The organism is Paractinoplanes durhamensis (genome assembly GCF_016862175.1).
Classification (GTDB): domain Bacteria; phylum Actinomycetota; class Actinomycetes; order Mycobacteriales; family Micromonosporaceae; genus Actinoplanes; species Actinoplanes durhamensis.
This window is the reverse complement of the sequence record NZ_BOML01000056.1, coordinates 1-23532: the sequence shown is the minus strand read 5'-3', so window position 1 is coordinate 23532 and position 23532 is coordinate 1. Positions and strand designations below refer to the sequence as shown.

Sequence of the window (23532 nt, the reverse complement as noted above, 5' to 3'; positions counted from 1 at the left end):
CCTTCGTGAAGGCGGGAACGGCTAGGACGTGACTTCGGCCGGCAGCGGCTCGGCCGGCGGTGCTGCCTCGGCGTCCGCCTTCGACTTGCGGCCGACACCGAGCGAACGCCGCAGCTTGCCGACCCAGTCGGCATCCGGCTCGTTGAGCGGCCCGCCGTCCGGGTCGTCGGCATAGGTCTGTCGCACCACGTCCAGTTCGGGCCGCCAGATCTCGCGGATCACCAGGCCACAAAGGACCGCGACGGTGATGATGCGCAGGGTCGCGGCCAGCACGAACGTGCCCTCCGGGATGACCGCCTTACCGCCCGCCCCGAGGAGCTCGGCGTAGAACGCGGTGAAGTAGCCGAACTCGGCCACCGTCCAGGCGATGATCGCTCCCCAGCGCGGGCGGGCCAGCACGATCAGCGGCAGCAGCCACAGAACGTACTGCTGGGACCAGACCTTGCTGAAGATCAGGAAGGCGGCGACGACCAGGAAGGAGAGCTGGGCCAGGCGCGGGCGGCGGGGTGCGGCGAGGGCCAGGACCGCGATCCCGACGCAGGCCAGCCCGAACAGCCCGTACGTCACGTAGTTGAGCGTCGGCACGTGGTTGCTCAGCCATTGGAACGGACCCTGGTCACCCTCGGCGCCGTTGTGCCACTTGCCGTCGAGATAACGCCCGACATACCAGAACGTGCCCCAGTCGATCGGCCGCTCGCTGTTGAGCCGGAAGAACCGCAGCCAGCTGTCGTGCCACAGGTACCAGACCGGGAAGTTGACCACGATCCAGGTCAGGACGGTGGACAGGGCGACCCAGACCCATTTCTGGATGGTTTTCGACCGTAGCGCCAAGATCAAGATGGGGCCGAGGATGAACAGCGGCCACAGCTTCGCCGCCGCACCCAGCCCTAAGAACACACCGGCCCAGACCGGCCGCCGTTTGGCCCACAGATAGAGGCCGATCGCGGCCAGGCCGATAGCGAGGAAGTCCCAGTTGACCGTGGCGGTGAAGAAGATGATCGGCGACAGCGCGAAGATCGCCGCGTCCCAGGGTCGTCGCCGGCGCAGCGCGAGGATCACCGCCGCGGTCGCCACCGCCAGCGCCGAGAGCACCAGCGCATTCGCGTTGTAGAACCACTGACCCTGGTTGATCGCCGGGTGCTTCACCCCGTACGCATGCACCGGCAGCCCGAGCGCCCCCATGAAGTAACCGGTGACCACCGGGTACTCCACTTGGTGGTCCTTGTACGGCACCTTGCCGTCGTTGAGACCCTCCGCGTAGTACAGCGCGAGCACGTCGGTGTAGCAGAACCGTGTGTACTGGATGTTCTTCTGCCAGTCGCCGGTCTGGCAGGGCGACTTCTGCACCCAGGAGAACGCCAGGGTGATGCACGTCAGCGCCAGGATGATCCGCGCCGCCGTCCAGAACCGCCCGCGCCGTGCTTCCGGCTGCACGGCATGTGAACCGAGCGGCCCGCCGATCGCCTCGGACAACCCGCGGACGAATCCGTCGCCGGTCGCCGCAGCGCTCGGAGCATCGGGTCGGTCAATGTCCTCGGGCGGATGCGTGCTCATGACAACGCATCATGCCTTAAGAACCTCAGAGGACGTGCGCCCGATCACCTTCGGGTCGCCACGTGTCGATGGGCCTCGTCGGCGACCTGCGGAAACGGAACCGGCGCGCGCTCCGAGGAGCGCGCGCCGGACAGACTACTGGCGGGAATCCGGCTAAGTGCCGTCGGTTGTTGCCCCGGCAGTCGGGAACGTCACGGTGCCACCGGTATCGGTCCCGGTGTTGCCGTTCCCGTTCCCGTTGCCATTCCCGTTGTTGTTGCCGTTGTTGTTGCCGTTGTTGTTGCCGTTGTTGTTGTTCTGGCCGTCGGTCGGGCAGCCGAGGCCGATCAGCGCGAGGGCGCAGTCGTTGGTGGGCTGTTCCGGCGGCTTCTCGCCGTTGCCGAACTTGGACGCGTCACCGGTCTTGACCCGAGTCGGGAAGTCTTCGACCTTCGGATCCATCGCCTTGTTCGCCGCGTCGAGGAACATCTTCCAGATCCTCGACGGGGTGCCGGCGCCGAACATGTCCTTGCCGGTGGTTTCCTTCAACTCGACCTTCTTGGTCGCACCACCGACCCAGACCGTCGCCGCCAGTTGCGGTGTGCCGCCGACGAACCAGCAGTCACCGCTGCCCTCGTTGTACTCCCAGGTGCCGGACTTGGCGATGGCCTCGCGGCCGCCCTTCAGGTCCCGGTCGTCGACCTCGACGATCTTCTTCATGACCGCCGACAGGTTGGACATCTCATCGGCGCCGAAGACCCGGTTACCACCGGACTTCTCCTGGCCGACGATCGCCGTCTTGCCGGTCTCCGGGTCGATCCGCTTCACCTGGCGGATGAAGTGCGCCGCGTGGTGCACACCCTGGTTGACGATGGTGGCGACGCCCTCGGCGTGCTCGAGCGGAACCACACGGTACTGACCGAAGGCGACCTCGTTGTCGAAGTAGCCGGACTTCTCCCAAGTCGACTTGTCGGTCTTGGTGAGGTCGACGATCTCGCCGTTCGGGAAGCCGGGCTTCACGTCGGTGATCAGGTGCTTCACGCCGGCGGCCTTGGCCGCGGCGATGACCTTGGTGCGACCGATCGTGTCGGCGATCCAGTAGAACGGGAAGTTGTAGGACTTGATCGTCGCGGTTTCGAGATCGCAATACTTGATCTTGCCGCCACAGACCTTGCCAGGGTCGGCACCGGCGTTGCTGATCTCGGTGCCGTTTCTCCGCTTCAGCTCGCCGTTCCAGATGCTGTCGAACGAGACGCCCTCTTGCAGGCCGGCCGCAAGCGTGTAGATCTTCATGGTCGAGCCGGGCGACTGGCCACCGTTGATCTTGGAGCCGTCGGACTCCATGTAGCCGCCGTAGTCCAAGCCGGCGGGTTTGTCACCGCCGTAGTAGGCGAGCACCCGCCCGTTGTTGGGGTCGATGCCGATGACCGCCGCCTGATAGCTGGCCGGCCGGCCGTGCATCGGCGAGTCCGCGCTGTTGCGCGAGCCCGCCTCCTCGGCCGCCTTCTGCGCACCGGGGTCGATCGTGGTGGTGATCGTCAGACCACCCTGCTCGTACGCGGCATCGTCGATGCCGTAGGAGGTCAGCTCGTTGATGACGTGCCGGATGATCATGCCGACCGGCTTGTCCTGCGCGCAGGTGGTACAGGTCTTCGCACTACGCGGCTTGACCTTGGGGTAGACCCGCTTGTTGTACACGTCCTGAGAGATCCAGCCCATGTCGAGCATGTTCTTCATCGTGTACTCCCAACGTTCCAAGGCCGGACCGCCGACCTTGCCGTTGGTGATGTTGTCGTTCGGGTCGTACCCGGGGTGGGTGCCGGTCTTGTAGGGCTGCTTGATGATCGAGGCAAGAACCGCGGCCTCGTACGGCGTGACGGCGTTCTTCTGCCCGGCCGCCGTGGTCACCGACTTGCCGAAGTAACCCTGGGCCGCGGCCTCGATGCCGTACCGACCCTCGCCGAAGTCGGCGTAGTTCAGGTACATGCCCATGATCTGCTGCTTGTTGTACTGCGACTCGAGCTTGCGCGCGATGACCGCCTCACGCAGCTTGCGGTTGATGCTGATGGCCTTCAGGTCGGCCGCGTGCCGCGCGTACTGCTGGGTGATCGTCGACGCGCCCTGGGTGGCGCCACCGGTGAAGTTGTTCCACGCGGCGCGGACGATGCCCTTCATGTCGATGCCGTGGTGGTTGTAGAAGTTCTTGTCCTCGGCGCCGGCGACGGCGTACTCGACGACCTCGTTGATCTTCTCTTCCGGCACCACGGTGCGGTTCTGCTCGCCGATCTTGGCGATCACGGTGCCCTTGGTGTCGAGGATCACGTTCGACGACTTCTCGGTGACCGGCGGCGGAAGCGCCACGTCGTCGAAGAAGTAGGTGCCGCCGACGACGCCGGCACCGAGCATGATGACCACCACGGCCGCGGCGGCCGTGAGGATGTTGGTGCGCCGGCGGCGCTTGGCCGCCTTCGACTTGTCCTTGCCGCCGCCGGTCGGGGGCGTGCCACCGGGACCACCCGGACCGCCTGGACCACCAGGACCGCCCGGCGAGCCGGGGCCCGGCCGGACCGCGGCGCGGGCCACCGAGGCCCGGCCACCGACCGAGCCGGTGCCGGCCCCGACCGACGCACGCGCGCCGACCCGGGCCGAGCCGGTGACGTTACCGACGGCGGCACTGCCCACCGAGGCGCTGCCGACGGAGGCGCTGCCCACCGAGGCACGCCCGGGAGATGCCGAGCCCACCGAAGCGGAGCCGACAGAGGCACGACCGCCGGTCCCGCCGCGTCGGTACGCGTCGGGAGATGAACGGCCGGAGGATTGGTCGTCGTCTGGCGCGGAGACACCCGACCCGGGCACGCTGGCCCGAGCGCGCGGGGACTGCGGGTCGCCGTACGAGTTCATGCGGTCACACCTCGGTCGCCGGGGCGCACATCGGGAGAGCCCTGGAGGGGCCCCCGCCGACAACGACGCCACGCGCGGACGATTTGGGCTGCATCCCGGCAGCCGCCCTGTCGAATGTGATGAATGACCGAATGCGGCGCTGGATGCCCGGGTCGGTCGGGGTTGTCTTCACGGTAGCGAGATCGAGCCACGTCATCCGCGGCCCTCCCATCGATGTGACGACGACCCAAAATCGCGGTGGCGGCCCGCGGCGGACGAGGCTACAGCCTCGCCACGATCAAGCTCGTCGGCGTTCAGCGCGTCCCGGCCGAGCATGTACTGCTGGGTCAGGTGATTCCACGCGCAGGAGCGGCACACTTCGACGACGAAGACCTGGAACTCACGCAGAGTCATCGCCAGGACTGGGAGCTCGGCCAGCTTGCGGGCCTGCCCGGCGGACTGTTTGAGCTCATCGCCGTAGATGTAATGCACGAGGGTGAGATTGTCTCGGCGGCAGACCGGGCAACGCTCTTCCGTCGGCTCGCCATGGAAGTGGGCAGCGCTTTTCAGGTACGGCGAGGCATCGCACACCTCTAGCGTCCCGACCCGCCCGTTGTGCACGTCACGCAGCACTGCTCGCTTCTGTAGCGAGTAGTCGACGACCTGCCGCTGCGTGCGCATGGCGAAGAGAGTACGCGGTCCACGCCGGACCGGCGACAGCCATCACACAGCGTGGCGCGCCGGTCGCGTAACCGGCAACACTTTCCGTTTTCCTTGCGTCCATCCAACAGCCGATCTACGGTAGCGATGTATCGGGCCGATACATCGGGACACAGAGAGGGGCTGCCAGATGCTGGACATGGCGATCCTCGGTCTGCTCCAGGAAAACCCGATGCACGGTTACGAGCTCCGTAAGGAACTAGCCACCAAGCTGGGCACGATCCGAGCGGCGATCAGTTACGGCACGCTCTACCCGACGCTCAAGCGTCTGCAGGCGGCCGGCTGGATCACCGAATCCGAGTCGGATCCGTCGATGATCCCCCCGATGACCAGTAAACGGGGCCGGGTTGTCTACAAGATCACTGCCGAGGGCAAGGAGCGCTTCGCCGACCTGATCGCACAGGCCGGCCCGGAGACGTACGACGACGCCGGCTTCGGAGTGCACTTCGCCTTCTTCGCCCGCACCGACCAGGCCACCCGCCTGCGCATCCTCGAGGGCCGCCGCCGGCGGATCGAGGAACGCCGCGAGGGCCTGCGCGACGTGCTCTCCCGAGCCGGTGAACGGTTCGACGCGTACACCCTCGAACTTCAACGTCATGGCCTCGACGCCTGCGAGCGCGAGGTCCGATGGCTGGAGGAGCTCATCACCAATGAGCGCTCCGGCCGAGCACCGGCAACACCCGGCACGCTCGACACCCCCGAAACCCCGCGTCCGCACGAGGACCGGCCGTGATGAACAAGGAGGCAAACGCGATGGGCTCCGTCCGCGTCGCCATCGTCGGTGTGGGTAACTGCGCCTCGTCCCTGATCCAGGGCGTGGAGTACTACAAGAACGCCGACCCGAACGACCGTGTTCCGGGTCTCATGCACGTGACCTTCGGCGATTACCACGTCTCCGACGTGCAGTTCGTCGCGGCGTTCGATGTGGACGCCAAGAAGGTCGGCATGGACCTCGCCGAAGCGATCGTTGCCAGCGAGAACAACACGATCAAGCTGACCGACGTGCCGCCGACCGGCATCACGGTCCAGCGTGGACCGACCTTCGACGGTCTCGGTCAGTACTACCGCGAGATCATCGAGGAGTCGTCGGCCGAGTCGGTCGACGTGGCGCAGGCTCTGCGTGACGCGCAGGTCGACATCGTCGTCTCCTACCTGCCGGTCGGCTCCGAGCAGGCCGACAAGTTCTACGCCCAGGCCGCGATCGACGCCGGCTGCGGCTTCGTCAACGCGCTCCCGGTCTTCATCGCCTCGAACCCGGAGTGGGCGCAGAAGTTCGTCGACGCCGGTCTGCCGATCGTCGGTGACGACATCAAGAGCCAGGTCGGTGCGACGATCGTGCACCGCGCGCTCGCCAAGCTGTTCGAGGACCGCGGGGTCGAACTGCTGCGCACGTACCAGCTCAACTTCGGCGGCAACATGGACTTCATGAACATGCTGGAGCGCAACCGCCTGGTCTCCAAGAAGATCTCGAAGACCCAGTCGGTCACCAGCCAGATCCCGCACGAGATGATCAAGAGCGACGTGCACATCGGCCCGTCGGACCACGTGCCGTGGCTCGACGACCGCAAGTGGGCGTACATCCGCCTCGAGGGCCGTTCGTTCGGTGACACCCCGCTGAACGCCGAGCTCAAGCTCGAGGTGTGGGACTCGCCGAACTCGGCCGGCGTCATCATCGACGCGGTCCGCGCGGCGAAGATCGCCATGGACCGCGGCGTCGGTGGCCCGATCCTCTCCGCGTCGTCCTACTTCATGAAGTCCCCGCCGGTTCAGTACAACGACCACGACGCGAAGGAGGCCGTCGAGGCCTTCATCCGCGGCGAGGTCGAGAGCTGACCACACCGCGCGAGTAAGACAGCGCAGTAAGTAAGGAAGAGCCCTGCCGGCCTCCGGCGGGGCTCTTTCTCATCCCCAGGCGCGGGTCAGGGCGACCCGGGCCTCCAGCTCGAGCAACTTGCGCTTGCGGTCGAGGCCGCCGCCGAAGCCGACCATCTTGCCGCCGGCGCCGACCACCCGATGGCAGGGGACGATCACCGGGACCGGATTGTGGTTGCACGCCGTGCCGACCGCGCGGGCCGCGCCGGGATCGCCCAGCGCGGTGGCGATCGCCCCGTAGGTGACCATCTCGCCATACGGAATCTTGGCGATCTCGCCCCACACCGCCCGCTCGAACTCCGAGCCGCCGTGCATCTCCACCGGCACGGTGAAGTCGGTGAGCTCGCCGCTGAAGTAGGCCGCCAACTGATCGGCGGCCGGGTGCGAATCGGCCGGCCCGGCCTCGACCCGGGCGCCGAAGTGCACCCCGATCACGGTCTCGCCGCTGACGGTGACGCCGAGCGGCCCGATCGGTGAGTCGATGACGAACATGCCCACGATTCTGCTCCGGGGGTACGACAAGACAAACTTTCCGCCGGCGTGCAAGCCTTTCCGCTCGATCGGCGTCTATCCGGGCGGAGGTGACGGGTGGATCAGTCGTTGGAGACGGAGTTCACCGCGTTCGTCGCGGAACGCGGGCAGGCGCTGCTGCGCATCGCCCATGCCCTGACCGGGGATCGTGGACGGGCCGAGGACCTGGTGCAGGGTGCGCTGGCCAAGGCGTACGCGAAATGGCCGCGCATTCACGGCGACGCCGAGGCGTACGTCCGGCGGGTGATCTACAACGACCGGGTCTCGGTCTGGCGCCGGGCGTCGCGCCGTCCGGAGGTGCTCGCCGCCGAGGTCCCCGAGCGCCCGGGCCACGACCTGGATGTCGCGGAACGGATCGCCGTACGCGAAGCACTTCTTTCCCTACCGGCGCGGCAGCGTGCCGTGCTGGTTCTCCGCTATCTCGAGGACCTGTCGGTCGAGGAGACCGCCGAAGCTCTCGGCTGCCGGCCGGGAACCGTGGCCAGCCAGACCTCGCGCGCGCTGGCGAAGCTGCGCGAGACGGTCGGCTCGGACGAACACACGTGGTCGATGGGAGGAACCCGATGAACCACATCGAGGACACGCTGCGCGATGCCGTCCGCGAGCTCGCCGACGACGCCCCGCGCACCTACGGCCTGGCCGACGTCGCCCGGCAGCGCGGCCGCCGGCTGCGGCGACGCCGCCGAGTGGCCCTGGTGACCGGGGCAGCCGCGCTGGTGGCGGCCACGATCACGCCGTACGCCGTGGTGCACCGGGCCGCCCCGCCGGCCCCGGTCGCCCCGAGCCCACCGGTACCGACCGTGTCGGCGATCCCCGGGCAGTGGTGGACCAGCCCGTATCGCCTGCCCGGCGGGGCGGTGGTGACCGCGCTCAGCAAGGTCGACGTCGGCCTGGTCGACGCGCCGGTGCGCAAGACGGTGCAGGACGGCAACGTGCTGCTCGACCCGGCCACCGGCCACTACGTGGTGCTGCCCTCCGCCTACTACACGGTGTACGGCTCGCCGCGCGGCGGCCACGCCCTCGCTCTGAACGGCGAGGGCGGCAGCGGCGTGGTCGACGCGGTGGGTGGCCGCGGGATCTGGATGGACCTCTCGCCGATGGGCCCCCAGTGGTCCAGCGACGGCACGAAGATCCTGCTGACCGGCTTGACCGGCTTCTCGATCATGGACGCCGCCACCGGGAAGATCACCGACCACCCGATCGGCGACTTCGCCTGCCCGGACGAGTGCTTCTTCACCTGGCTGCCCGGCGAGCGGGAGGTGGCCATCGCCCGCCGTGACCCGGGCGTGGCGCACGACGAGGCCAAGCGCGATCCGGTCAAGGACATCGCGGTCTTCTCGGTGTCCACCGGAAAGCCGACGCGCACGGTGCCGGTCGCCGGCGCGCCGATCGGCCCGGACGCGTGGTCCGCCGATGGCCGGTTGGTGCTGACCTACGACCCGGCCGCCCACTCGAAGCCGATCCGGATCGCCGACGTCGGCACCGGCCGGATCCTCGGCCAGATCCCCGGCACGCCGCACTTCCTCCCGGACGGCCGCATCCTGTCCCTCTCCGAGGGCAAGGCCACGCTCTACGACCGGAACGGGAAGGCGCTGGAGGCCCAGACCCTGCCCGCCGACTTCAAAAACCGAGAGATCAGCTTGGGTACGAGCTAGCGCCTCTCAAAAACGCTAGGAGATGTGGCCCTGGTCGCGGGCCCACTTGTACAGCTCGGCCTCGGCCTCGTCGCGGTCGAGCGGCCCGCGATCGAGCCGCATCTCCTTCAGATAGCGCCACGCCTGCCCGACGATCGGCCCCGGCGGCACCCCGAGCAGCTCCATGATCGCGTTGCCGTCGAGGTCGGGCCGGACCCGTGCGAGGTCCTCCTCGGCCTGCAGGCGGGAGATCCGATCCTCGAGCGCGTCGTAGTCTGCGGCGAGATTGGCCGCTTTGCGCCGGTTCCGGGTGGTGACGTCGGAACGGGTGAGTTTGTGCAGCCGGGCGAGCAGCGGTCCGGCATCGGTGACATACCGCCGCACCGCCGAATCGGTCCACTCTCCCCGCCCGTACCCATAAAAGCGCAGGTGCAGGCCGACCAGCTCGACCACCTCGGTGGTGATGTCCTTGGGGTATTTCATGGCCTTCATGCGCTGCTTGGTGAGGCGGGCGCCGACGATCTCGTGGTGGTGGAAGCTGACCCGGCCGTCCCGGCCGACGGCCTTGGTGGCCGGCTTGCCGACGTCGTGCATGAGCGCGGCCATCCGCAGCACGAAGTCGGGGCCCTCGTCGCCCTCGAGCCGGATCGCGTTGGTGACCACGATCAGGGTGTGCTCGTAGACGTCCTTGTGCTGGGCGTGTTCGTCGATCTCCAGCTTGAGCCCGGAGATCTCGGGCAGGAAGCGGTCGGCGAGGCCGGTGTCGACGAGCAGCCGCAGCCCGGCGATCGGGTCGGCACCGCACATCAGCTTGGTGAACTCGTCCCGGATCCGTTCCGCGGTGATCCGGTCGAGATCAGCCGACATATCAGTCATGGCGGAAATGACGGCGTCGTCCACAGTGAAGCGCAACTTCGCCGCGAACCGCGCGGCCCGCAGCATCCGAAGTGGATCATCGCCGAACGACTGCGCCGGGGTGGCCGGCGTGCGGATCAGCTTCGCCGCCAGGTCGGCCAGCCCGCCGTACGGATCGGTGAAATCGTGCCCCGGCAGCGACACCGCCATCGCATTGATGGTGAAGTCACGCCGTTCGAGGTCTTCGAGCAGCGACTTCCCGTATCGCACGATCGGGTTACGGGTGACCCCGTCGTAGGCCTCCGCCCGGAATGTGGTGATCTCCAGCCGCAGGCCATTCTTCTGAATGCCGATCGTGCCGAACTCGCGCCCGGTCTCCCAGATCGCGTCGGCCCATCCCTGCACCAGGACCAGGGTCTGTTCGGGCGTGGCGTCGGTGCAGAAGTCGAGATCGTCGCCCAGCCGGCCGAGCAGCGCGTCCCGCACCGACCCGCCGACAAGGTGCAGCTCGTGACCGGCGGCGCCGAAGCGGCGCCCCAGTTCATCCGCCAGCGGGGAGACCCGGAGCAGCTCGGCGACCGCCTTCTGCTGGGCGGCATTCAAGAGAGACATGGGATGACCAGCGTATAGAACGTGGCAGGGCCGGACGTCAGCGGGCAGGATGGACAACGTGCCCGTTTCCGAGGCGCTGCTCCGCCTTGCCGACACCCCCGGGTTCTGGACAAGCGACGCCGCCATCCCCGCCGATCTAGCCGCTCTCGAGCTCCGCACCTCTTTCCCGGTGACCGGTGGCTACGCGCTCGTCCTCGATCTCGATCTGGCCACCGGCGAGCGCACGCTCGGCCTGCGCATCCCGGCCCACTCCGAGCCGGTGCAGCTGGGCCGGGCTCCGGCCGAGGGTCCCTACCCGGCCGCTTTGCGCTGGTGGGAGCTCGATCTGTGTGCCCGGGTGATCGCCCTGGAAGATCCGACGCTGCCGCATCCGGGCCTGGTGGTGGCCCTGCTGGCGCCGTTCGCGCCGCCGATGCCGGACGACGACGAGGCCACGATCGCGGCGATCCGCACGGCCGCGTACCGCTCGCTGCGCCGGGACGTTCCGGCCGTCGTGCCCAGCGGGCCCGAGCAGGCGCCGCTGCCGCTCTTCGCGAGCGACGACTGGTGGCCGTCTCTCCCCGCGGCTTCGCCGCAGGTCCTCGACGACGAGACGATCACGGAGCTGCTGCGTCCGGCCGATCGGCTGCTCGAGGTCCGGTCCGGGGCGCGCTTCCCCCGAGAAGACCTAACTGATTTGGTACGCCGATCAGCACTGCTCCTGGCCGACCTGCCGCGCAGTTCCTGGTATGCGGAGACCCGCCCGCTGGCCCGCCGCATCCTGGACTCCGGTGACCTCGCACCCATTCCCGCCCTGCTGGGTGCGTTGACCGAGGCCGGCTGCGATCATCCGACCGTGCTCGACGCGCTGAGTGAGCCGCTGGTGCCGGTAGAGGCGTACTGGATGGTGGAGACGCTGGCCGGCGCCGAGCCGGGCACCCTCCTGCGGCGCCGGGCGTGACGCACCCCTTTATGGTGACTGCATTGTCGGGACAAGTCGGGAGGCTCGGGTGAACGGCGGCCTGTACCGCAGCGCGCATTCCGCGCCGGACGGAGAGCCCCCGCAGACCGAAGAGGGCGTCACCCTGATCTCGGTGGACACCGCGATCTCGGGGTATGAGCAGGCCATCGCCCCGGAGCCGGTGCCCGAGGGGGACACCAGCACGGCCGGCAACAGCGCGGTCATGGCGATCGGCAGCCTGGTCAGCCGGGTGATCGGCTTCGCCCGGAACGCCCTGATCGGGATGGCCCTGGGATCGGGCGTCGGCGACGCGTACACCAGCGCCCAGTTCCTCCCCGGCCAGATCTACGAGCTGCTGCTCGGCGGCATCCTGTCCAGCGTGCTGGTCCCGCTGCTGGTCCGCCGGCGCAAGGCCGACCCGGACGAAGGACTCGATTTCACCCGGAAGCTGCTGACCTTCGCGATCGTGTCGCTCGGCATCGCGACCGTCCTGATGGTGATCGCGGCGCCGCTGATCACCTGGATCCAGTCCGGCAGCGACACCCCGCCGGCCTACCGGAGCCTGGTCACCCACTTCGCGTTCCTGATCCTGCCGATCATCTTCTTCACCGGCCTGTCCGCGCTGATCGGCGCGGTGCTCAACGTGCGCGGCCACTTCGCCGCGCCGATGTGGGCGCCGATCCTGAACAACTTCGTGGTCATCGCGACCTGCGGGGTGTTCATCCTGTTCTTCTCCAGCGACGACCTGTCGGTGGACAACATCAGCGGCGGCGCGATCCTGCTGATGGGCCTGGGCACCCTGCTCGGCATGGTGGTGCAGGCGCTCGGTCTGCTGCCGGCGCTGCGCAAGGTCGGGTTCAGCTGGAAGTGGCGCTGGGACCCGCGGTCGCTGGGCCTCGGCGAGATCGGCCGGCTGGCCGGCTGGATGCTCTGCTACGTCGCGGCCAACCAGATCGCGGTCTTCGTCGTGGTCCGAATCCTCAACTCGGTGGCCGGCGAGGGCAGCGCCAGCACGCTGGCCTTCAACAACGTCTTCCTGCTGACCATGATGGCGCACGGCATCGTCGGCGTGTCGGTGATGACCGCGCTGCTGCCGAAGATGAGCGCGGCCGCCGCCGACGGCCGGTACGCCGAGGTGAGCGCGGACCTGAGCCGCGGCATCCGGCTTACCTCAGCGGCGCTGGCCCCGATCGCGGTGATCTACGGCGTGCTGAGCGCCCCGATCGCGGTGATGCTCTTCCAGGGCGGCAAGTTCACCAACTCGGACGCCCTGGCCACCGGCGACGTGCTGGTCGTGGCCGCGTTCGCGGTCCTGCCCCTGTCGATCAGCTACCTCTGCACGTACGCCTTCTATTCACTGCAGGGCAACAAGACCGCCGCGCTGATCAACCTGCCGGTGGTCGCCGTGCGCATCACGGCATACTTCGCACTCGCCGCAATCCTCGACAAGTCGCTCTCGGCCGCGGGCATGACCGCCGGCAACGCCATCTCGTACGTTGTCTCGGCGTTGATCTCGCTTGCCGTGCTGCGCCGCAAGATCGGCCGGCTCAATCTCGGCTCGGTCGCGGCGTCCCTGGTCAAGGTCCTGGTGTCGGCCGCGATCGCGGCGGCGCTCGGTCTGCTCGTCGTCCGGCTGATGCCCGGCGCGGGCGCGCCGGACGGCCGCGGCGAGGCATTCCTGCAGCTACTGGCGGGTGGCGCGGTGATCCTGGTGGCCTATCTGATCGCCGCCACGGTGTTGCGAGTTCGCGAAGTCAGCGACGTGGTGGGCATGGTCCGCCGCAAGCTGGGCCGCTGACCAGGGGATTTTCGCCCTTTACGACATTTCGGGCAGCCGGTCGGCCGGTCGGGTCGCGCTGCCGCGCCGGGGGGACGACCTGCCACGAGGTGGCCAGGGGCGGGTATGGTCGGTGTCGGCATGTGCTCCTCGCACGTCCCTGTTACAGCACTGCCATATGCACCAGCGCGGGCAACCGCGCGCGGAGCACCGAGGGAGGACGGGTGACCCAGGTCGGCGAAGGCCACGAGACCGCGGCCGATGCGGACGGGCCGGTCATGACCTTCGGTGCACCCACCGTCGGTGAGATCCTGGCCGAGCGCTACCAGCTCGAGGAGCACGTCAACGACGACAGCGCGGGCCGTCAGGTCTGGCGCGGCGTCGATGTGGTGCTGCGCCGCCCGGTGGCGGTGGTGCTGCGTTACCCCGGTGGTGATTCGGCCACCGAGATGCTGCAGGCCGCCGTCGATGCGAGCCGAGTGATCCACCCCAACCTGGTCGGCGTCTACGACGCGATCGACGAGGGCGCCCGCGCCTACGTGGTGCGCGAGTGGGTCGACGGCGAGTCGCTGCGTGAGCTGGTCGCCGAGGAGGGTCCGCTCGACCCGGCCCGGGCCACCGCGATCGCACACGCCATCGCCGACGCGCTGGCCGCCGTGCACGCGACCGGCATGATCCACGGCAACGTGCACCCCGGCACGACCCTGATCGGCGACGACGGCCGGGTGGTGCTGGCCGACGCGCGCGCCGACTCGGCCGACAACGCCGAGGACGACATGCGTGCGGTCGGTGGCCTCATCTACTTCGCGCTGACCGCGCACTGGCCGCACACCGAGGTGGGTCGCTCCAAGCTGCCCGACGCCAACCGCGACGGAGCCGGCAACCCGGCCGCGCCGCGGCAGATCCGGGCCGGCGTCCCCGCCTACCTCGACGACCTGACGATGGACCTGCTCGACAAGCGGGTGCAGGCCCCCGAGGCCGACGCGCTCACCGCCGAGCTGGCCCGGCTGGACGCCGCCGACGACGACTACGAAGACGTCGGCCCGCTGCGGTTCACCCAGGGCAACGCCACCGCCGAGCCGGCGCGGAACAACAAGAAGATCATCATCGGGGTCGGCGCACTGGCCGTCATCGCGCTGATCGGTCTGGTCTTCGGCATCCGCGCGATCACCAGCTCGGGCAGCCCGGCGACGACCTCGACCACCGAGGCGAACGCAGGCAACAACACGTCCGGCGACTCCGAGGCCCCGGCCCCGACGCCGCAGCAGATCAAGCTCACTGCCGACATGGTGCGCATCGTCGACCCGCCGCCGGGTGACCGCAGCGACGCCGACGAGGCGAAGAACGTGATCGACGGCAACCCGGACACCGCGTGGGAGACGCACCGGTTCAACACGGCGAAGTTCGGCAACCTCAAGCCGGGCATGGGCGTGCTGATCAACCTGGGCACCCCGCGCAACCTGGCCGACATCCGGGTCGAGACCTCGTCGCCCGGCGTCGGCATGGAGATCCGCACCGGCGCCGCCGACCCGGGTAACGACAGCACCGGCGACGGCAAGGTCGCGACCACCTTCAAGAAGCTCGGCGAGCCCGACGCGGACAGCAAGGGCGACGGCACCAACCGGATCTTCAACGTCTTCGACGCCAACACCAAGTACCAATACGTGCTGGTGTGGATCACCGAGCTGCCGCAGGCCGACAACGGCGACCGCTTTCAGGTCAGCGTCAATGAGATCTCGGTGTGGGGCTACTAGGCCCTGCCTGGGTTGGCCCGGATAGATTGCTCGGATGAGTTCCGGGGACGGTGCGCTGAGCGACGCCGACCTCCTGCGCGCCCATCTCGAGGGTGACACGGAGGCGTTCGGCGAGATCGTCCGGCGGCATCGCGACCGGCTCTGGGCGGTCGCGATGCGCACCGTCGGCGACCGCGAGGAAGCCGCCGACGCGGTCCAGGACGCGCTGCTCAACGCGCATCGCAACGCCGCCAAGTTCCGCGGCGACTCGGCCGTCACGACCTGGCTGCACCGCATCGTGGTCAACGCCTGCCTCGACCGGATCCGCCGCCGCCAGGCCCACCCGACCGTGCCGCTGCCCGACGGCAACCGCGCCGACGACGACCGGCCCACCGGGCCCGAGCCGGCCGCACCCGCCGAGGACCACGACACCGCCCTGGTGGTGCGGCAGGCGCTGGCCGACCTGCCGGCCGAGCAGCGCGCCGCGATCGTCCTGGTCGACGTGCAGGGCTACCCGGTCGCCGAGGCGGCCGAGATCCTCGGGGTGGCCGAGGGCACGATCAAGAGCCGCTGCGCGCGCGGCCGGGCCCGGATGGCGCTGGCCCTGGGCCACCTGCGCACCGGGGGAGACCAGAGTCACGGGAACCGGAATGCGGCGCAGACCGTCCCATCCGGACCACAGGCGAACGAGCGGAGGGAGCAGAGGTGACCGGGGCCGAGTTCCGCGAGGTCGACATCGACCTGCTGGCGGACTACATCGGCGGTGCTCTGTCCGGCACGCCGGACGAGTCCGTCGTGGCCACCCTGATCGCCGATGACCCCGCCTGGCAGGCCGCCTACGAGTCGCTGAGCGGCGGGATGGCCGCGGTGAGCGCCGAGCTGGGCCGCTTCGAGCCGGAGCCGATGCCCGCCGACGTCATCGCCCGGCTGGATGCGGCGCTGGCCTCCTCGATCGCCGCACCGACCCCGATCTCCGCCGAGCCGGCCGCACCCCCGGCGCCCCACCTGACCCTGGTCCGCGATGACCCTGGCCACGGCGTACCGCAAGAAAAGCAAACCGAGCGGAAGCGCGGCAGCAAGGCCGGCCCGTCGCGGAGATTGCGCTGGGCCACCCCGATCGCCATCGCCGCCGGCGTGATCGCCTTCGTCGGCTTCGGCCTCGACTACCTGGCCGGCCGCGAGTCGTCGAACGACAGCGCCACGAGCAGCGCCGCCGGCGAGGCCAGGACCCAGAAGGACGCCGCCGCGATGCCCGCCGGCCCGCAGCTGCTCTCCTCCGGCACCGACTACTCCGCCGACAACCTGGTCGTCGCTCCGCCGGGGTCATATTCGGCGTCCGGCGCCCTGGAGTCGCAGAATTCGCCCCTGGCCGCTCCCGGTCTGGACAGCGGCGGAAGCTCGGTCGCCGAGCGGGACGTGTTGAGCCGTCTGCGGGAGCCGACCGCGCTGCAGGAGTGCCTCGACGCGATCGCCGCGGAAAACTCCGGCGGCGCCATTTACGCCCAGTCGGTGGACTTCGCCCGGTTCAACGGCTCCCCGGCGGTCGTGGTCCGGTTCAGCGCCGAGAACGGCAGCTGGGCGTGGGCGTCCGGTTCGAAGTGCGGCACCGGCGGCGACGCGGACACCCTGGGCAAGTCACCGGTACGCTGAGCGACACCCCCGGTGAGGTCGGCCACGACCCGCGCGGGCGGGAATGCCTTGTGCCTAGCATGGCGTTTCAGCGTGCAGTGTCGCCGAGACCACCCGGCGAATACAGACGACAGGAGTCGGCAGTGGACGAGGTCCGCAATCTGATCATCATCGGTTCGGGGCCGTCCGGCTACACCGCGGCGCTGTACGCGGCCCGGGCCAATCTCAAGCCCCTGGTGATCGAGGGCGTGCAGTCCGGTGGCGCGCTGATGACCACCACCGAGGTGGAAAACTTCCCCGGTCACCGGGACGGGATCATGGGTCCCGAGCTGATGGACAACATGCGTGCGCAGGCCGAGAAGTTCGGCGCCGAGTTCATCACCGACGACGTGACCCGCGTCGAGCTGGGCGACAAGCCCACCGAGGCCGGCACCGAGGGCCTCAAGACGGTCTGGGTCGGCGACAAGGAATACTTCGCGCGGGCCGTGATCCTCGCCACCGGTTCGGCCTGGCGGCCGATCGGCATCCCCGGCGAGCAGGAGCTGCTCGGCCACGGCGTCTCGTCGTGTGCGACCTGTGACGGCTTCTTCTTCCGCAACCAGCACATCATCGTGGTGGGCGGCGGCGACTCGGCGATGGAGGAGGCGACCTTCCTCACCCGCTTCGCCGAGTCGGTCACCATCGTGCACCGGCGCGACTCGTTCCGGGCCAGCAAGGTCATGCAGGTGCGCGCGCTGAGCAACGAGAAGATCAAGGTCGAGTGGGACTCCGCGGTCGAGGAGATCCTCGGCGACGACGGCAAGGTCGTCGGCGCCCGGGTGAAAAACCTGAAGACCGGCGAGACCAAGGTCCTCGACGTGACCGGCGTGTTCGTGGCGATCGGGCACGACCCGCGCAGCGAGCTCTTCAAGGGCCAGGTCGAGCTGGACGACGAGGGCTACGTCAAGGTCGACTCGCCGTCGACTCGCACCAACGTGCCCGGCGTGTTCGCGGCCGGCGACCTCGTCGACCACACCTATCGTCAGGCCATCACGGCCTCCGGCACCGGTTGTGCCGCGGCGCTCGACGCCGAGCGTTTCATCGCCTCATTCGTAGAGCTGTAGGAGGGTCCCAGTGGGAGCAGGCAAGGCGGTCACCGACGCCTCATTCGTGAGCGACGTGCTGCAGTCCGACAAGCCGGTGTTGGTGGATTTCTGGGCGGACTGGTGCATGCCCTGCAAGAAGGTCGACCCGCTGCTCAACGAGATCGCCAAGGAAATGGGCGACCAGGTCCAGATCGTCAGCGTCAACATCGACGAGAACCCGGAGACCACGCGCGCCTACCGGGTGATGTCGGTGCCCACGCTGACCATCTTCAAGGGCGGCGAGCCGGTCAACTCGGTGACCGGTGCCAAGCCCAAGAGTGCCCTCGTCAACTTCATCGAATCGGCTCTCTGAGCCCGTCGTCGTAACGCCCCGCATCCCTGAGGGTGCGGGGCGTTGCCGTCCCCCGCGCGGGATTCGCCGACGGGTGCGGGCGGCAGCCGCAGAGTACGCTCCGAAGTCGTTCTGCCTTTCCTCTTCAGGGAGTTGCGCGTGCGTTCCATCCGACGTGGAGACAACGGCCCCGCCGTTGCCGAGATCCGATCCATCCTGGTCGGACTGGAACTCCTCGATACCGCGTCCGACGTCTTCGACGAAGATATGGATACGGCGGTGCGCGCCTTCCAGCAGAGCCGCGGCATCGGCATCGACGGCCTGGTCGGCGACGAGACGTGGGGCGCGCTCGACGCGGCCCGCTGGCGGCTCGGTGCCCGCACGCTGTTCCACTCGGTGCCCAACGCGCTGGTCGGCGAGGACGTGCGAACGCTGCAGGAGCGGATGCTGGAGATGGGGTATGACGCCGGTCGCGCCGACTCGATCTACGGCCCGCGCACCGCTCGCGCGGTCGCCCAGTTCCAGCGCGAGGTGGGGCTCAGCCCGGACGGCTCGTGCGGCCCGCAGACCATGAAGGCACTGGGCCGGCTCGGCCGCAAGGTCGTCGGCGGCCGCCCGCAGTGGCTTCGCGAGAGCGAGGCCTTCCGGCAGGCCGGCACCAACCTGATGGGCAAGACCATCGTGATCGACCCGGGCCACGGCGGCGCGGACCTCGGCGTCGTGGTGCCCGACGGCCCGCTGCGCTGGACCGAAGCCGACCTGGTGTTCGACCTGGCCTCCCGGCTGGAGGGCCGGCTCGCCGCGGCCGGCATGCGGGTGCACCTGACCCGCGGTCCGCAGCCGGCCGCCCCGCTGTCCGGCGCCGAGCGCGCCGGCCTGGCCAACAGCCTCGGCGCCGATCTGCTGATCTCGCTGCACCTCGACGGCCACGAGAACGAGGCGGCGCACGGTGTCGCGACCTACCACTACGGCACCGGCAGCGGCCTGAGCTCGACGGTCGGTGAGCGGCTGGCCAACCTGGTGCAGCGCGAGATCGTGGTGCGCACCGGCATGCGGGACTGCCGCATCCACGCCAAGACGTGGGAGCTGCTGCGCCTGACCAAGATGCCGGCCGTGCGGGTCGACCTGGGCTACCTGACCTCGCCGACCGACCGCGACCGGCTGATCAACCCGCTGTTCCGCGAGCAGATCGTCGAGGCGATCCTGGCCGCCGTGCAGCGAATGTATTACCCGGTCGAGATCGACGTGCCCACCGGCTCGATCGACGTGCGCCAGCTGCGGGTGGCACTGGCCAACAAGGCCTGATCAGTTCTCCACGCTGCGCGTTGCGGCGGCCGGGCGGACCGGCCGCAGCAACGTCTCCGGGCTCATCGAGCCGAGGAGCTTCTCCAGCGCGTACTCGACGTCGGACTTCCACGACAGCGCCGTGCGCAACTCGAGCCGCATCCGCGGGAAGCGGGGATGCGGGCGGACCGTCTTGAAGCCGACCGAGAGGAAGAAGTCGACCGGCGCGACACAGCCGGTCTTCTGCTCCTCGTCGGCCTCGCCGAACTTCGCGTCGCCGAACGCCTCGATCGCCTTCACGCCACGCTTGGTCAGATCGCGGGCCACGCCCTGCACCAGCATCCGGCCGAGGCCGCCGCCGGCGAACGCGGCCACCACGTGCGCGGTCATCAGGAGCGCCGCGTCGGCGCTCACCGGGGACGTGGGGAAGGCCATCGAGCGGGGCACGTAGGCGGGCGGCGCATACATCACGAAGCCCGCCGGCATGCCGTCGACGTACGCCAGCTTGCCGCAGGATCCCCACTCCAGCAGGGTCTGCGACACCCAGGCCTCCTTCTCGAGGCCGGGGTCGCCGGAGGCACATGCGCGCTCTGCGGAGACCGGGTCGAGCTCCCAGAAAACACACTGCCGGCACGGCCTCGGAAGATCTTCGAGGGTGTCCAGCGTGAGGTTGACCAGGCGACGCGACACGGAATCCCCCCACGGCAGGCGACCAGTCCCGGGCGACGGTCCTGTCCTCGTGCCTAGCCCGTGCCCCGCGGAGGATCCTACGCCGCAAAATCCATGAACGGACCCAGGTCGGGCATCCCCCACCATCCACCCTGTGGATAACTTGAGGCCCCCTTCGACCTCCCCGACTACGATCGACCTACTTCCGACTTTGCTTTGGGTGAGGTGAGAGCCGCATGACCGGCACAACCCAGGACGACTACACCGACGTCTACGCACGTCGCGTGCGCGGCATGACCACCTCGGAGATCCGAGCTCTCTTCGCCGTCGCAAGTCGTCCCGAGGTCGTGTCGCTGGCCGGTGGCGCGCCCTACATCGCCGCCCTCCCGCTCGACGCGGTCGGCGAGATGCTCGGCCGCCTCGGCTCCGAGCACGGCGCGGTCAGTTTGCAATACAGCATCGGCCAGGGCAACGTCGACCTGCGCGAACGCATCTGCGAGGTGATGGCGCTCTCCGGCATCCACGGCGCCTCCCCCGACGACGTGGTGGTCACCGTCGGCGGCCAGCAGGCACTCGACCTCCTGGCCCGGCTCTTCCTCGACCCGGGCGACGTGGTCCTCGCCGAGGGTCCCAGCTACGTCGGCGCTCTCGGTGTCTTCCAGGCCGCCCAGGCCCAGGTCCACCACGTGCCGATGGACGACGACGGCATGATCCCGGCGGCCCTCGAGGAGGCGATCGCCGCGATCGCCCGCTCCGGCCGGCGCGCCAAGTTCCTCTACACGATCCCGACCTTCCAAAATCCGGCCGGTGTCACCCTCTCGGAGGAACGCCGCGAGCAGGTTCTCGACATCTGCGAACGGGCCGGCCTGCTGGTGGTGGAGGACGATCCGTACGGCCTGTTGTCCTTCGAGGGCGACGCCCCGCTCCCGCTGCGGGCCCGCCGCCGCGAGGGCGTCTTCTACGTGAGCACGTTCTCCAAGACCTTCGCCCCCGGCCTGCGCGTCGGCTGGATCCTCGCGCCGCACGCCGTCCGGGAAAAGCTGGTCATGATGAGCGAGGCCAACGTGCTCTGCCCGAGCGCCTTCGCCCAGGCCGCGGTAACGCAATACCTGACCACCATGCCGTGGCGCGAGCAGGTCAAGTCGTATCGCGAGATCTACCGGGAGCGCCGCGACGCCCTCCTGTCGGCCCTGCACGACCTGATGCCCGCCGGCACCACCTGGACCCACCCGACCGGCGGCCTGTTCGTCTGGGCCACCCTGCCCGAGGGCCTCGACTCGAAAGCGATGATGCCGCGCGCCATCGCCGCCCGGGTGGCCTACGTTCCCGGCACCGGCTTCTACGCCGATGGCACCGGCACCGGCAACATGCGCCTCAACTTCTCGTTCTCCAGCCCCGAGCGTCTCCGCGAGGGCGTCCGCCGCCTGGCCGGGGTCATGGAGCAGGAGTTGGCGATGCGCGCCGTCTTCGGTGCCGCCGGCCAGGCCCACCACCGCCGACGCGGCAATGCCGCCGCCGACGCGCCCGGCCCCGACTTGGCATGATCCTTCCCATGGCTAGTGGTGACGATGTGCGAGTAATGGTTCTGGCCGGTGGCCTCTCCTATGAGCGGGACGTGTCCCTGCGCTCCGGCCGCCGCGTCCTCGACGCGTTGAAAGCCGTCGGCGTGCACGCCGAGATGCGCGACGCCGACGTCTCCCTGCTGCCGACCCTGCAGGAGGATCCGCCCGACGCGGTCGTCATCGCCCTGCACGGCGCCACCGGCGAGGACGGCTCGCTGCGCGGCGTCCTCGACCTGTGCGGCATCCCCTACGTCGGCTGCGACGCGCGAGCTTCCCGCCTGGCGTGGGACAAGCCGTCGGCGAAGTCGATGCTCCGCGAGGCCGGCATCCCCACCCCCGACTGGGTGGCCCTGCCGCACGACCGCTTCTCCGAGCTCGGCGCGGTGGCGGTCCTCGACCGCATCGTCGACCGCCTCGGCCTGCCGCTGATGGTCAAGCCCGCCCAGGGTGGCTCCGGCCTCGGTGCCGCGGTGGTCCGGGAAGACACCGACCTCCCGCCGGCGATGGTCGGCTGCTTCGCCTACGACTCCACCGCCCTGGTCGAGAAGTTCGTCCCCGGCAAGGATGTGGCAGTCTCCATAGTCGACCTGGGCAACGGCCCCGAGGCGCTGCCGATCGTGGAGATCGTCCCCCGCGACGGCGTCTACGACTACGCGGCCCGCTACACGGCCGGCCTGACCACCTGGCACGCTCCCGCCCGCCTCGACGCGGAGGTGGCGGCGCGCGTCGCCGAGACGGCCCTGGCCGCGCACAAGGCCCTCGGCCTGCGCGACCTGTCCCGGGTCGACCTGATCGTCGCCGACGACGGATCCCCCCAGGTGCTGGGCATCAACGTCTCACCCGGCATGACCGAGACCTCGCTGCTGCCGCTGGCGGTCCAAGCAGCCGGCCTCGACCTGGGCAACATCCTGGCGACGCTGGTCACCCGAGCGGTGGCACGGGCTTAGGTCCTCGCCTCCCTCCCATGTGATCCGCAGGCCAGGACCGATAACCGCAGCGGCGACTGCCCGCGGCTGCCCTGCCCCAGCGTCTGATCGAGGGGACACGATGACCGGCGATCTGATCGAGCACTACGGCACCGACCTCATCGAGGACACGAGGCTGCACCGCTCCCCGCACGGCCGGCTGGAGTTCCTGCGCACCCAGGAGCTGATCCGACGCCACCTGCCCGCCGCGCCGCTGCGCATCCTCGACGTGGGCGGCGCCACCGGGGTGCACGCCGCATGGCTGGCCGCCGACGGCCACGACGTCCAGGTGATCGACCCGGTGCCGGCCCACGTGGAAGCCTCCGCCCAGTTGCCCGGCGTCACCGCGCAGCTGGGCGACGCCCGCGCTCTGGACGCCCCCGACCGGACCGCCGACGTGGTGATGTTGCTGGGCCCGCTCTACCACCTGACCGAGTCCGCCGACCGCGCACGATCCTTGGCCGAGGCGGTCCGCGTGCTGCGCCCCGGCGGCCTGCTGGTGGCGGCCGGCATCAGCCGCTACCTGACCTTGCTGGAGATGGGCAGCGACGGCAACCTGACCGCCGACGCGGAGCCTTCGCTGCGGGCGGTGATGACGACCGGCTCCTACGACGGTCACGTCGGTTTCCTGCCGTCCCACTTCCACACCGCCGACGAGTTGGTGGCCGAGGTCCGCACGGCCGGCGTCAACGACGTGATCGTCTACGGCGTCGAGGGCCCGACGTGGGCGGCGCTGGACACCGCCGGCATGGCCGCGTTCGACGGCCTGGTCGAGGCGGCCATCCGCGGAGCCCGCTTGACCGAGCAGGACCCGCACCTGATCAACGCAAGCGCCCATTTCTTGGCCGTAGCCCAAACCCCGGTCCACTGACCGCTCTTCGGCGCGACAGCACCGCCGGTCGTCGTCGCGCCGTTCAGCC

21 protein-coding genes are annotated in these 23532 nt (G+C 69.4%); 15 read left to right on the top strand and 6 right to left on the bottom strand.

Going from position 1 to position 23532, the window contains the following annotated elements:
• Positions 1-21: 21 nt before the first annotated feature.
• The 3 genes from Adu01nite_RS33300 to Adu01nite_RS33290 all read right to left on the bottom strand — a co-directional run bounded on the left by Adu01nite_RS33300 (position 22) and on the right by Adu01nite_RS33290 (position 5094).
• Complete coding sequence (locus Adu01nite_RS33300; RefSeq protein ID WP_203732957.1) at positions 22-1554, bottom strand: glycosyltransferase family 87 protein; 1533 nt, start codon at positions 1552-1554, stop codon at positions 22-24.
• A 153-nt stretch (positions 1555-1707) separates the two neighbouring features.
• Positions 1708-4245, bottom strand: a complete 2538-nt coding sequence (locus Adu01nite_RS33295) for a transglycosylase domain-containing protein (RefSeq protein WP_239132879.1) — start codon at positions 4243-4245, stop codon at positions 1708-1710.
• A gap of 381 nt (positions 4246-4626) precedes the next feature.
• The gene (locus Adu01nite_RS33290) at positions 4627-5094 is read right to left on the bottom strand and encodes a DUF5318 domain-containing protein (RefSeq protein WP_203732948.1); all 468 of its coding nucleotides are present in this window, start codon (positions 5092-5094) and stop codon (positions 4627-4629) included.
• A 169-nt stretch (positions 5095-5263) separates the two neighbouring features.
• Here Adu01nite_RS33290 and Adu01nite_RS33285 point away from each other — a divergent pair, with 169 nt between their 5' ends.
• Complete coding sequence (locus tag Adu01nite_RS33285) at positions 5264-5866, top strand: PadR family transcriptional regulator (RefSeq protein WP_203732947.1); 603 nt, start codon at positions 5264-5266, stop codon at positions 5864-5866.
• A 20-nt stretch (positions 5867-5886) separates the two neighbouring features.
• Complete coding sequence (locus Adu01nite_RS33280) at positions 5887-6966, top strand: inositol-3-phosphate synthase (RefSeq protein WP_203733325.1); 1080 nt, start codon at positions 5887-5889, stop codon at positions 6964-6966.
• Positions 6967-7035: 69 nt separating this feature from the next.
• Here the strand turns inward: Adu01nite_RS33280 and Adu01nite_RS33275 are convergent, their stop codons facing one another.
• On the bottom strand, positions 7036-7497 hold the full coding sequence (locus Adu01nite_RS33275) for a methylated-DNA--[protein]-cysteine S-methyltransferase (RefSeq protein WP_203732945.1): 462 nt from the start codon (positions 7495-7497) through the stop codon (positions 7036-7038).
• Positions 7498-7593: 96 nt separating this feature from the next.
• On the opposite strand from Adu01nite_RS33275, the gene Adu01nite_RS33270 reads away from it, so the two are divergent.
• Positions 7594-8103, top strand: coding sequence for a SigE family RNA polymerase sigma factor (locus Adu01nite_RS33270; protein ID WP_203732943.1), 510 nt, complete (start codon positions 7594-7596; stop codon positions 8101-8103).
• On the top strand, positions 8100-9191 hold the full coding sequence (locus tag Adu01nite_RS33265; RefSeq protein ID WP_203733345.1) for a TolB family protein: 1092 nt from the start codon (positions 8100-8102) through the stop codon (positions 9189-9191). The genes Adu01nite_RS33270 and Adu01nite_RS33265 overlap by 4 nt, the downstream gene beginning before the upstream one ends.
• A 15-nt stretch (positions 9192-9206) precedes the next feature.
• Here the strand turns inward: Adu01nite_RS33265 and Adu01nite_RS33260 are convergent, their stop codons facing one another.
• Complete coding sequence (locus tag Adu01nite_RS33260) at positions 9207-10637, bottom strand: CCA tRNA nucleotidyltransferase (RefSeq protein WP_203732941.1); 1431 nt, start codon at positions 10635-10637, stop codon at positions 9207-9209.
• A 49-nt stretch (positions 10638-10686) separates the two neighbouring features.
• On the opposite strand from Adu01nite_RS33260, the gene Adu01nite_RS33255 reads away from it, so the two are divergent.
• The 8 genes from Adu01nite_RS33255 to Adu01nite_RS33220 all read left to right on the top strand — a co-directional run bounded on the left by Adu01nite_RS33255 (position 10687) and on the right by Adu01nite_RS33220 (position 19437).
• Positions 10687-11577: a hypothetical protein gene (locus Adu01nite_RS33255; RefSeq protein WP_203732939.1), complete on the top strand. Its 891-nt coding sequence runs from the start codon at positions 10687-10689 to the stop codon at positions 11575-11577.
• A gap of 49 nt (positions 11578-11626) precedes the next feature.
• Complete coding sequence (murJ, locus tag Adu01nite_RS33250) at positions 11627-13375, top strand: murein biosynthesis integral membrane protein MurJ (RefSeq protein WP_203732938.1); 1749 nt, start codon at positions 11627-11629, stop codon at positions 13373-13375.
• A gap of 203 nt (positions 13376-13578) precedes the next feature.
• Positions 13579-15108 (top strand): protein kinase family protein, encoded by a 1530-nt coding sequence (locus Adu01nite_RS33245; protein WP_239132878.1) that lies wholly within the window; start codon positions 13579-13581, stop codon positions 15106-15108.
• Between the two features lie 34 nt (positions 15109-15142).
• Positions 15143-15796 carry an RNA polymerase sigma factor SigM gene (sigM, locus tag Adu01nite_RS33240; protein WP_203732936.1) on the top strand — a complete coding sequence of 218 codons (654 nt, stop codon included), beginning with the start codon at positions 15143-15145 and terminating at the stop codon, positions 15794-15796.
• Positions 15793-16737, top strand: coding sequence for an RsmA family anti-sigma factor (locus Adu01nite_RS33235; RefSeq protein ID WP_203732934.1), 945 nt, complete (start codon positions 15793-15795; stop codon positions 16735-16737). The genes sigM and Adu01nite_RS33235 overlap by 4 nt, the downstream gene beginning before the upstream one ends.
• Positions 16738-16859: 122 nt before the next feature.
• Positions 16860-17819, top strand: a complete 960-nt coding sequence (trxB, locus tag Adu01nite_RS33230) for a thioredoxin-disulfide reductase (protein WP_203732931.1) — start codon at positions 16860-16862, stop codon at positions 17817-17819.
• Positions 17820-17829: 10 nt separating this feature from the next.
• Entirely contained in the window at positions 17830-18153 is a 324-nt protein-coding gene (gene trxA / locus Adu01nite_RS33225) for a thioredoxin (protein ID WP_203732929.1), read from the top strand.
• 138 nt (positions 18154-18291) lie between these two features.
• On the top strand, positions 18292-19437 hold the full coding sequence (locus Adu01nite_RS33220; protein ID WP_203732927.1) for an N-acetylmuramoyl-L-alanine amidase: 1146 nt from the start codon (positions 18292-18294) through the stop codon (positions 19435-19437).
• Here Adu01nite_RS33220 and Adu01nite_RS33215 read toward each other — a convergent pair whose 3' ends face one another.
• The gene (locus Adu01nite_RS33215; RefSeq protein ID WP_203732925.1) at positions 19438-20106 is read right to left on the bottom strand and encodes a GNAT family N-acetyltransferase; all 669 of its coding nucleotides are present in this window, start codon (positions 20104-20106) and stop codon (positions 19438-19440) included.
• A 215-nt stretch (positions 20107-20321) separates the two neighbouring features.
• Here Adu01nite_RS33215 and Adu01nite_RS33210 point away from each other — a divergent pair, with 215 nt between their 5' ends.
• From Adu01nite_RS33210 to Adu01nite_RS33200, 3 genes are all read left to right on the top strand, one after another.
• Positions 20322-21629, top strand: a complete 1308-nt coding sequence (locus tag Adu01nite_RS33210; RefSeq protein ID WP_203732923.1) for an aminotransferase-like domain-containing protein — start codon at positions 20322-20324, stop codon at positions 21627-21629.
• A gap of 8 nt (positions 21630-21637) precedes the next feature.
• The gene (locus Adu01nite_RS33205) at positions 21638-22594 is read left to right on the top strand and encodes a D-alanine--D-alanine ligase family protein (protein ID WP_239132877.1); all 957 of its coding nucleotides are present in this window, start codon (positions 21638-21640) and stop codon (positions 22592-22594) included.
• A gap of 100 nt (positions 22595-22694) precedes the next feature.
• The gene (locus tag Adu01nite_RS33200) at positions 22695-23483 is read left to right on the top strand and encodes a class I SAM-dependent methyltransferase (RefSeq protein WP_203732919.1); all 789 of its coding nucleotides are present in this window, start codon (positions 22695-22697) and stop codon (positions 23481-23483) included.
• Positions 23484-23532 lie beyond the last annotated feature (49 nt).

Bases quoted from the DNA above. Each gene is read 5' to 3' on its own strand.
- Adu01nite_RS33300 (WP_203732957.1), bottom strand. From the start codon at position 1,554: ATGAGCACGCATCCGCCCGAGGACATTGACCGACCCGATGCTCCGAGC.
- Adu01nite_RS33290 (WP_203732948.1), bottom strand. From the start codon at position 5,094: ATGCGCACGCAGCGGCAGGTCGTCGACTACTCGCTACAGAAGCGAGCA.
- Adu01nite_RS33285 (WP_203732947.1), top strand. From the start codon at position 5,264: ATGCTGGACATGGCGATCCTCGGTCTGCTCCAGGAAAACCCGATGCAC.
- Adu01nite_RS33280 (WP_203733325.1), top strand. From the start codon at position 5,887: ATGGGCTCCGTCCGCGTCGCCATCGTCGGTGTGGGTAACTGCGCCTCG.
- Adu01nite_RS33275 (WP_203732945.1), bottom strand. From the start codon at position 7,497: ATGTTCGTCATCGACTCACCGATCGGGCCGCTCGGCGTCACCGTCAGC.
- Adu01nite_RS33265 (WP_203733345.1), top strand. From the start codon at position 8,100: ATGAACCACATCGAGGACACGCTGCGCGATGCCGTCCGCGAGCTCGCC.
- Adu01nite_RS33260 (WP_203732941.1), bottom strand. From the start codon at position 10,637: ATGTCTCTCTTGAATGCCGCCCAGCAGAAGGCGGTCGCCGAGCTGCTC.
- Adu01nite_RS33255 (WP_203732939.1), top strand. From the start codon at position 10,687: ATGGACAACGTGCCCGTTTCCGAGGCGCTGCTCCGCCTTGCCGACACC.
- sigM (WP_203732936.1), top strand. From the start codon at position 15,143: ATGAGTTCCGGGGACGGTGCGCTGAGCGACGCCGACCTCCTGCGCGCC.
- Adu01nite_RS33210 (WP_203732923.1), top strand. From the start codon at position 20,322: ATGACCGGCACAACCCAGGACGACTACACCGACGTCTACGCACGTCGC.
- Adu01nite_RS33205 (WP_239132877.1), top strand. From the start codon at position 21,638: ATGGCTAGTGGTGACGATGTGCGAGTAATGGTTCTGGCCGGTGGCCTC.
- Adu01nite_RS33200 (WP_203732919.1), top strand. From the start codon at position 22,695: ATGACCGGCGATCTGATCGAGCACTACGGCACCGACCTCATCGAGGAC.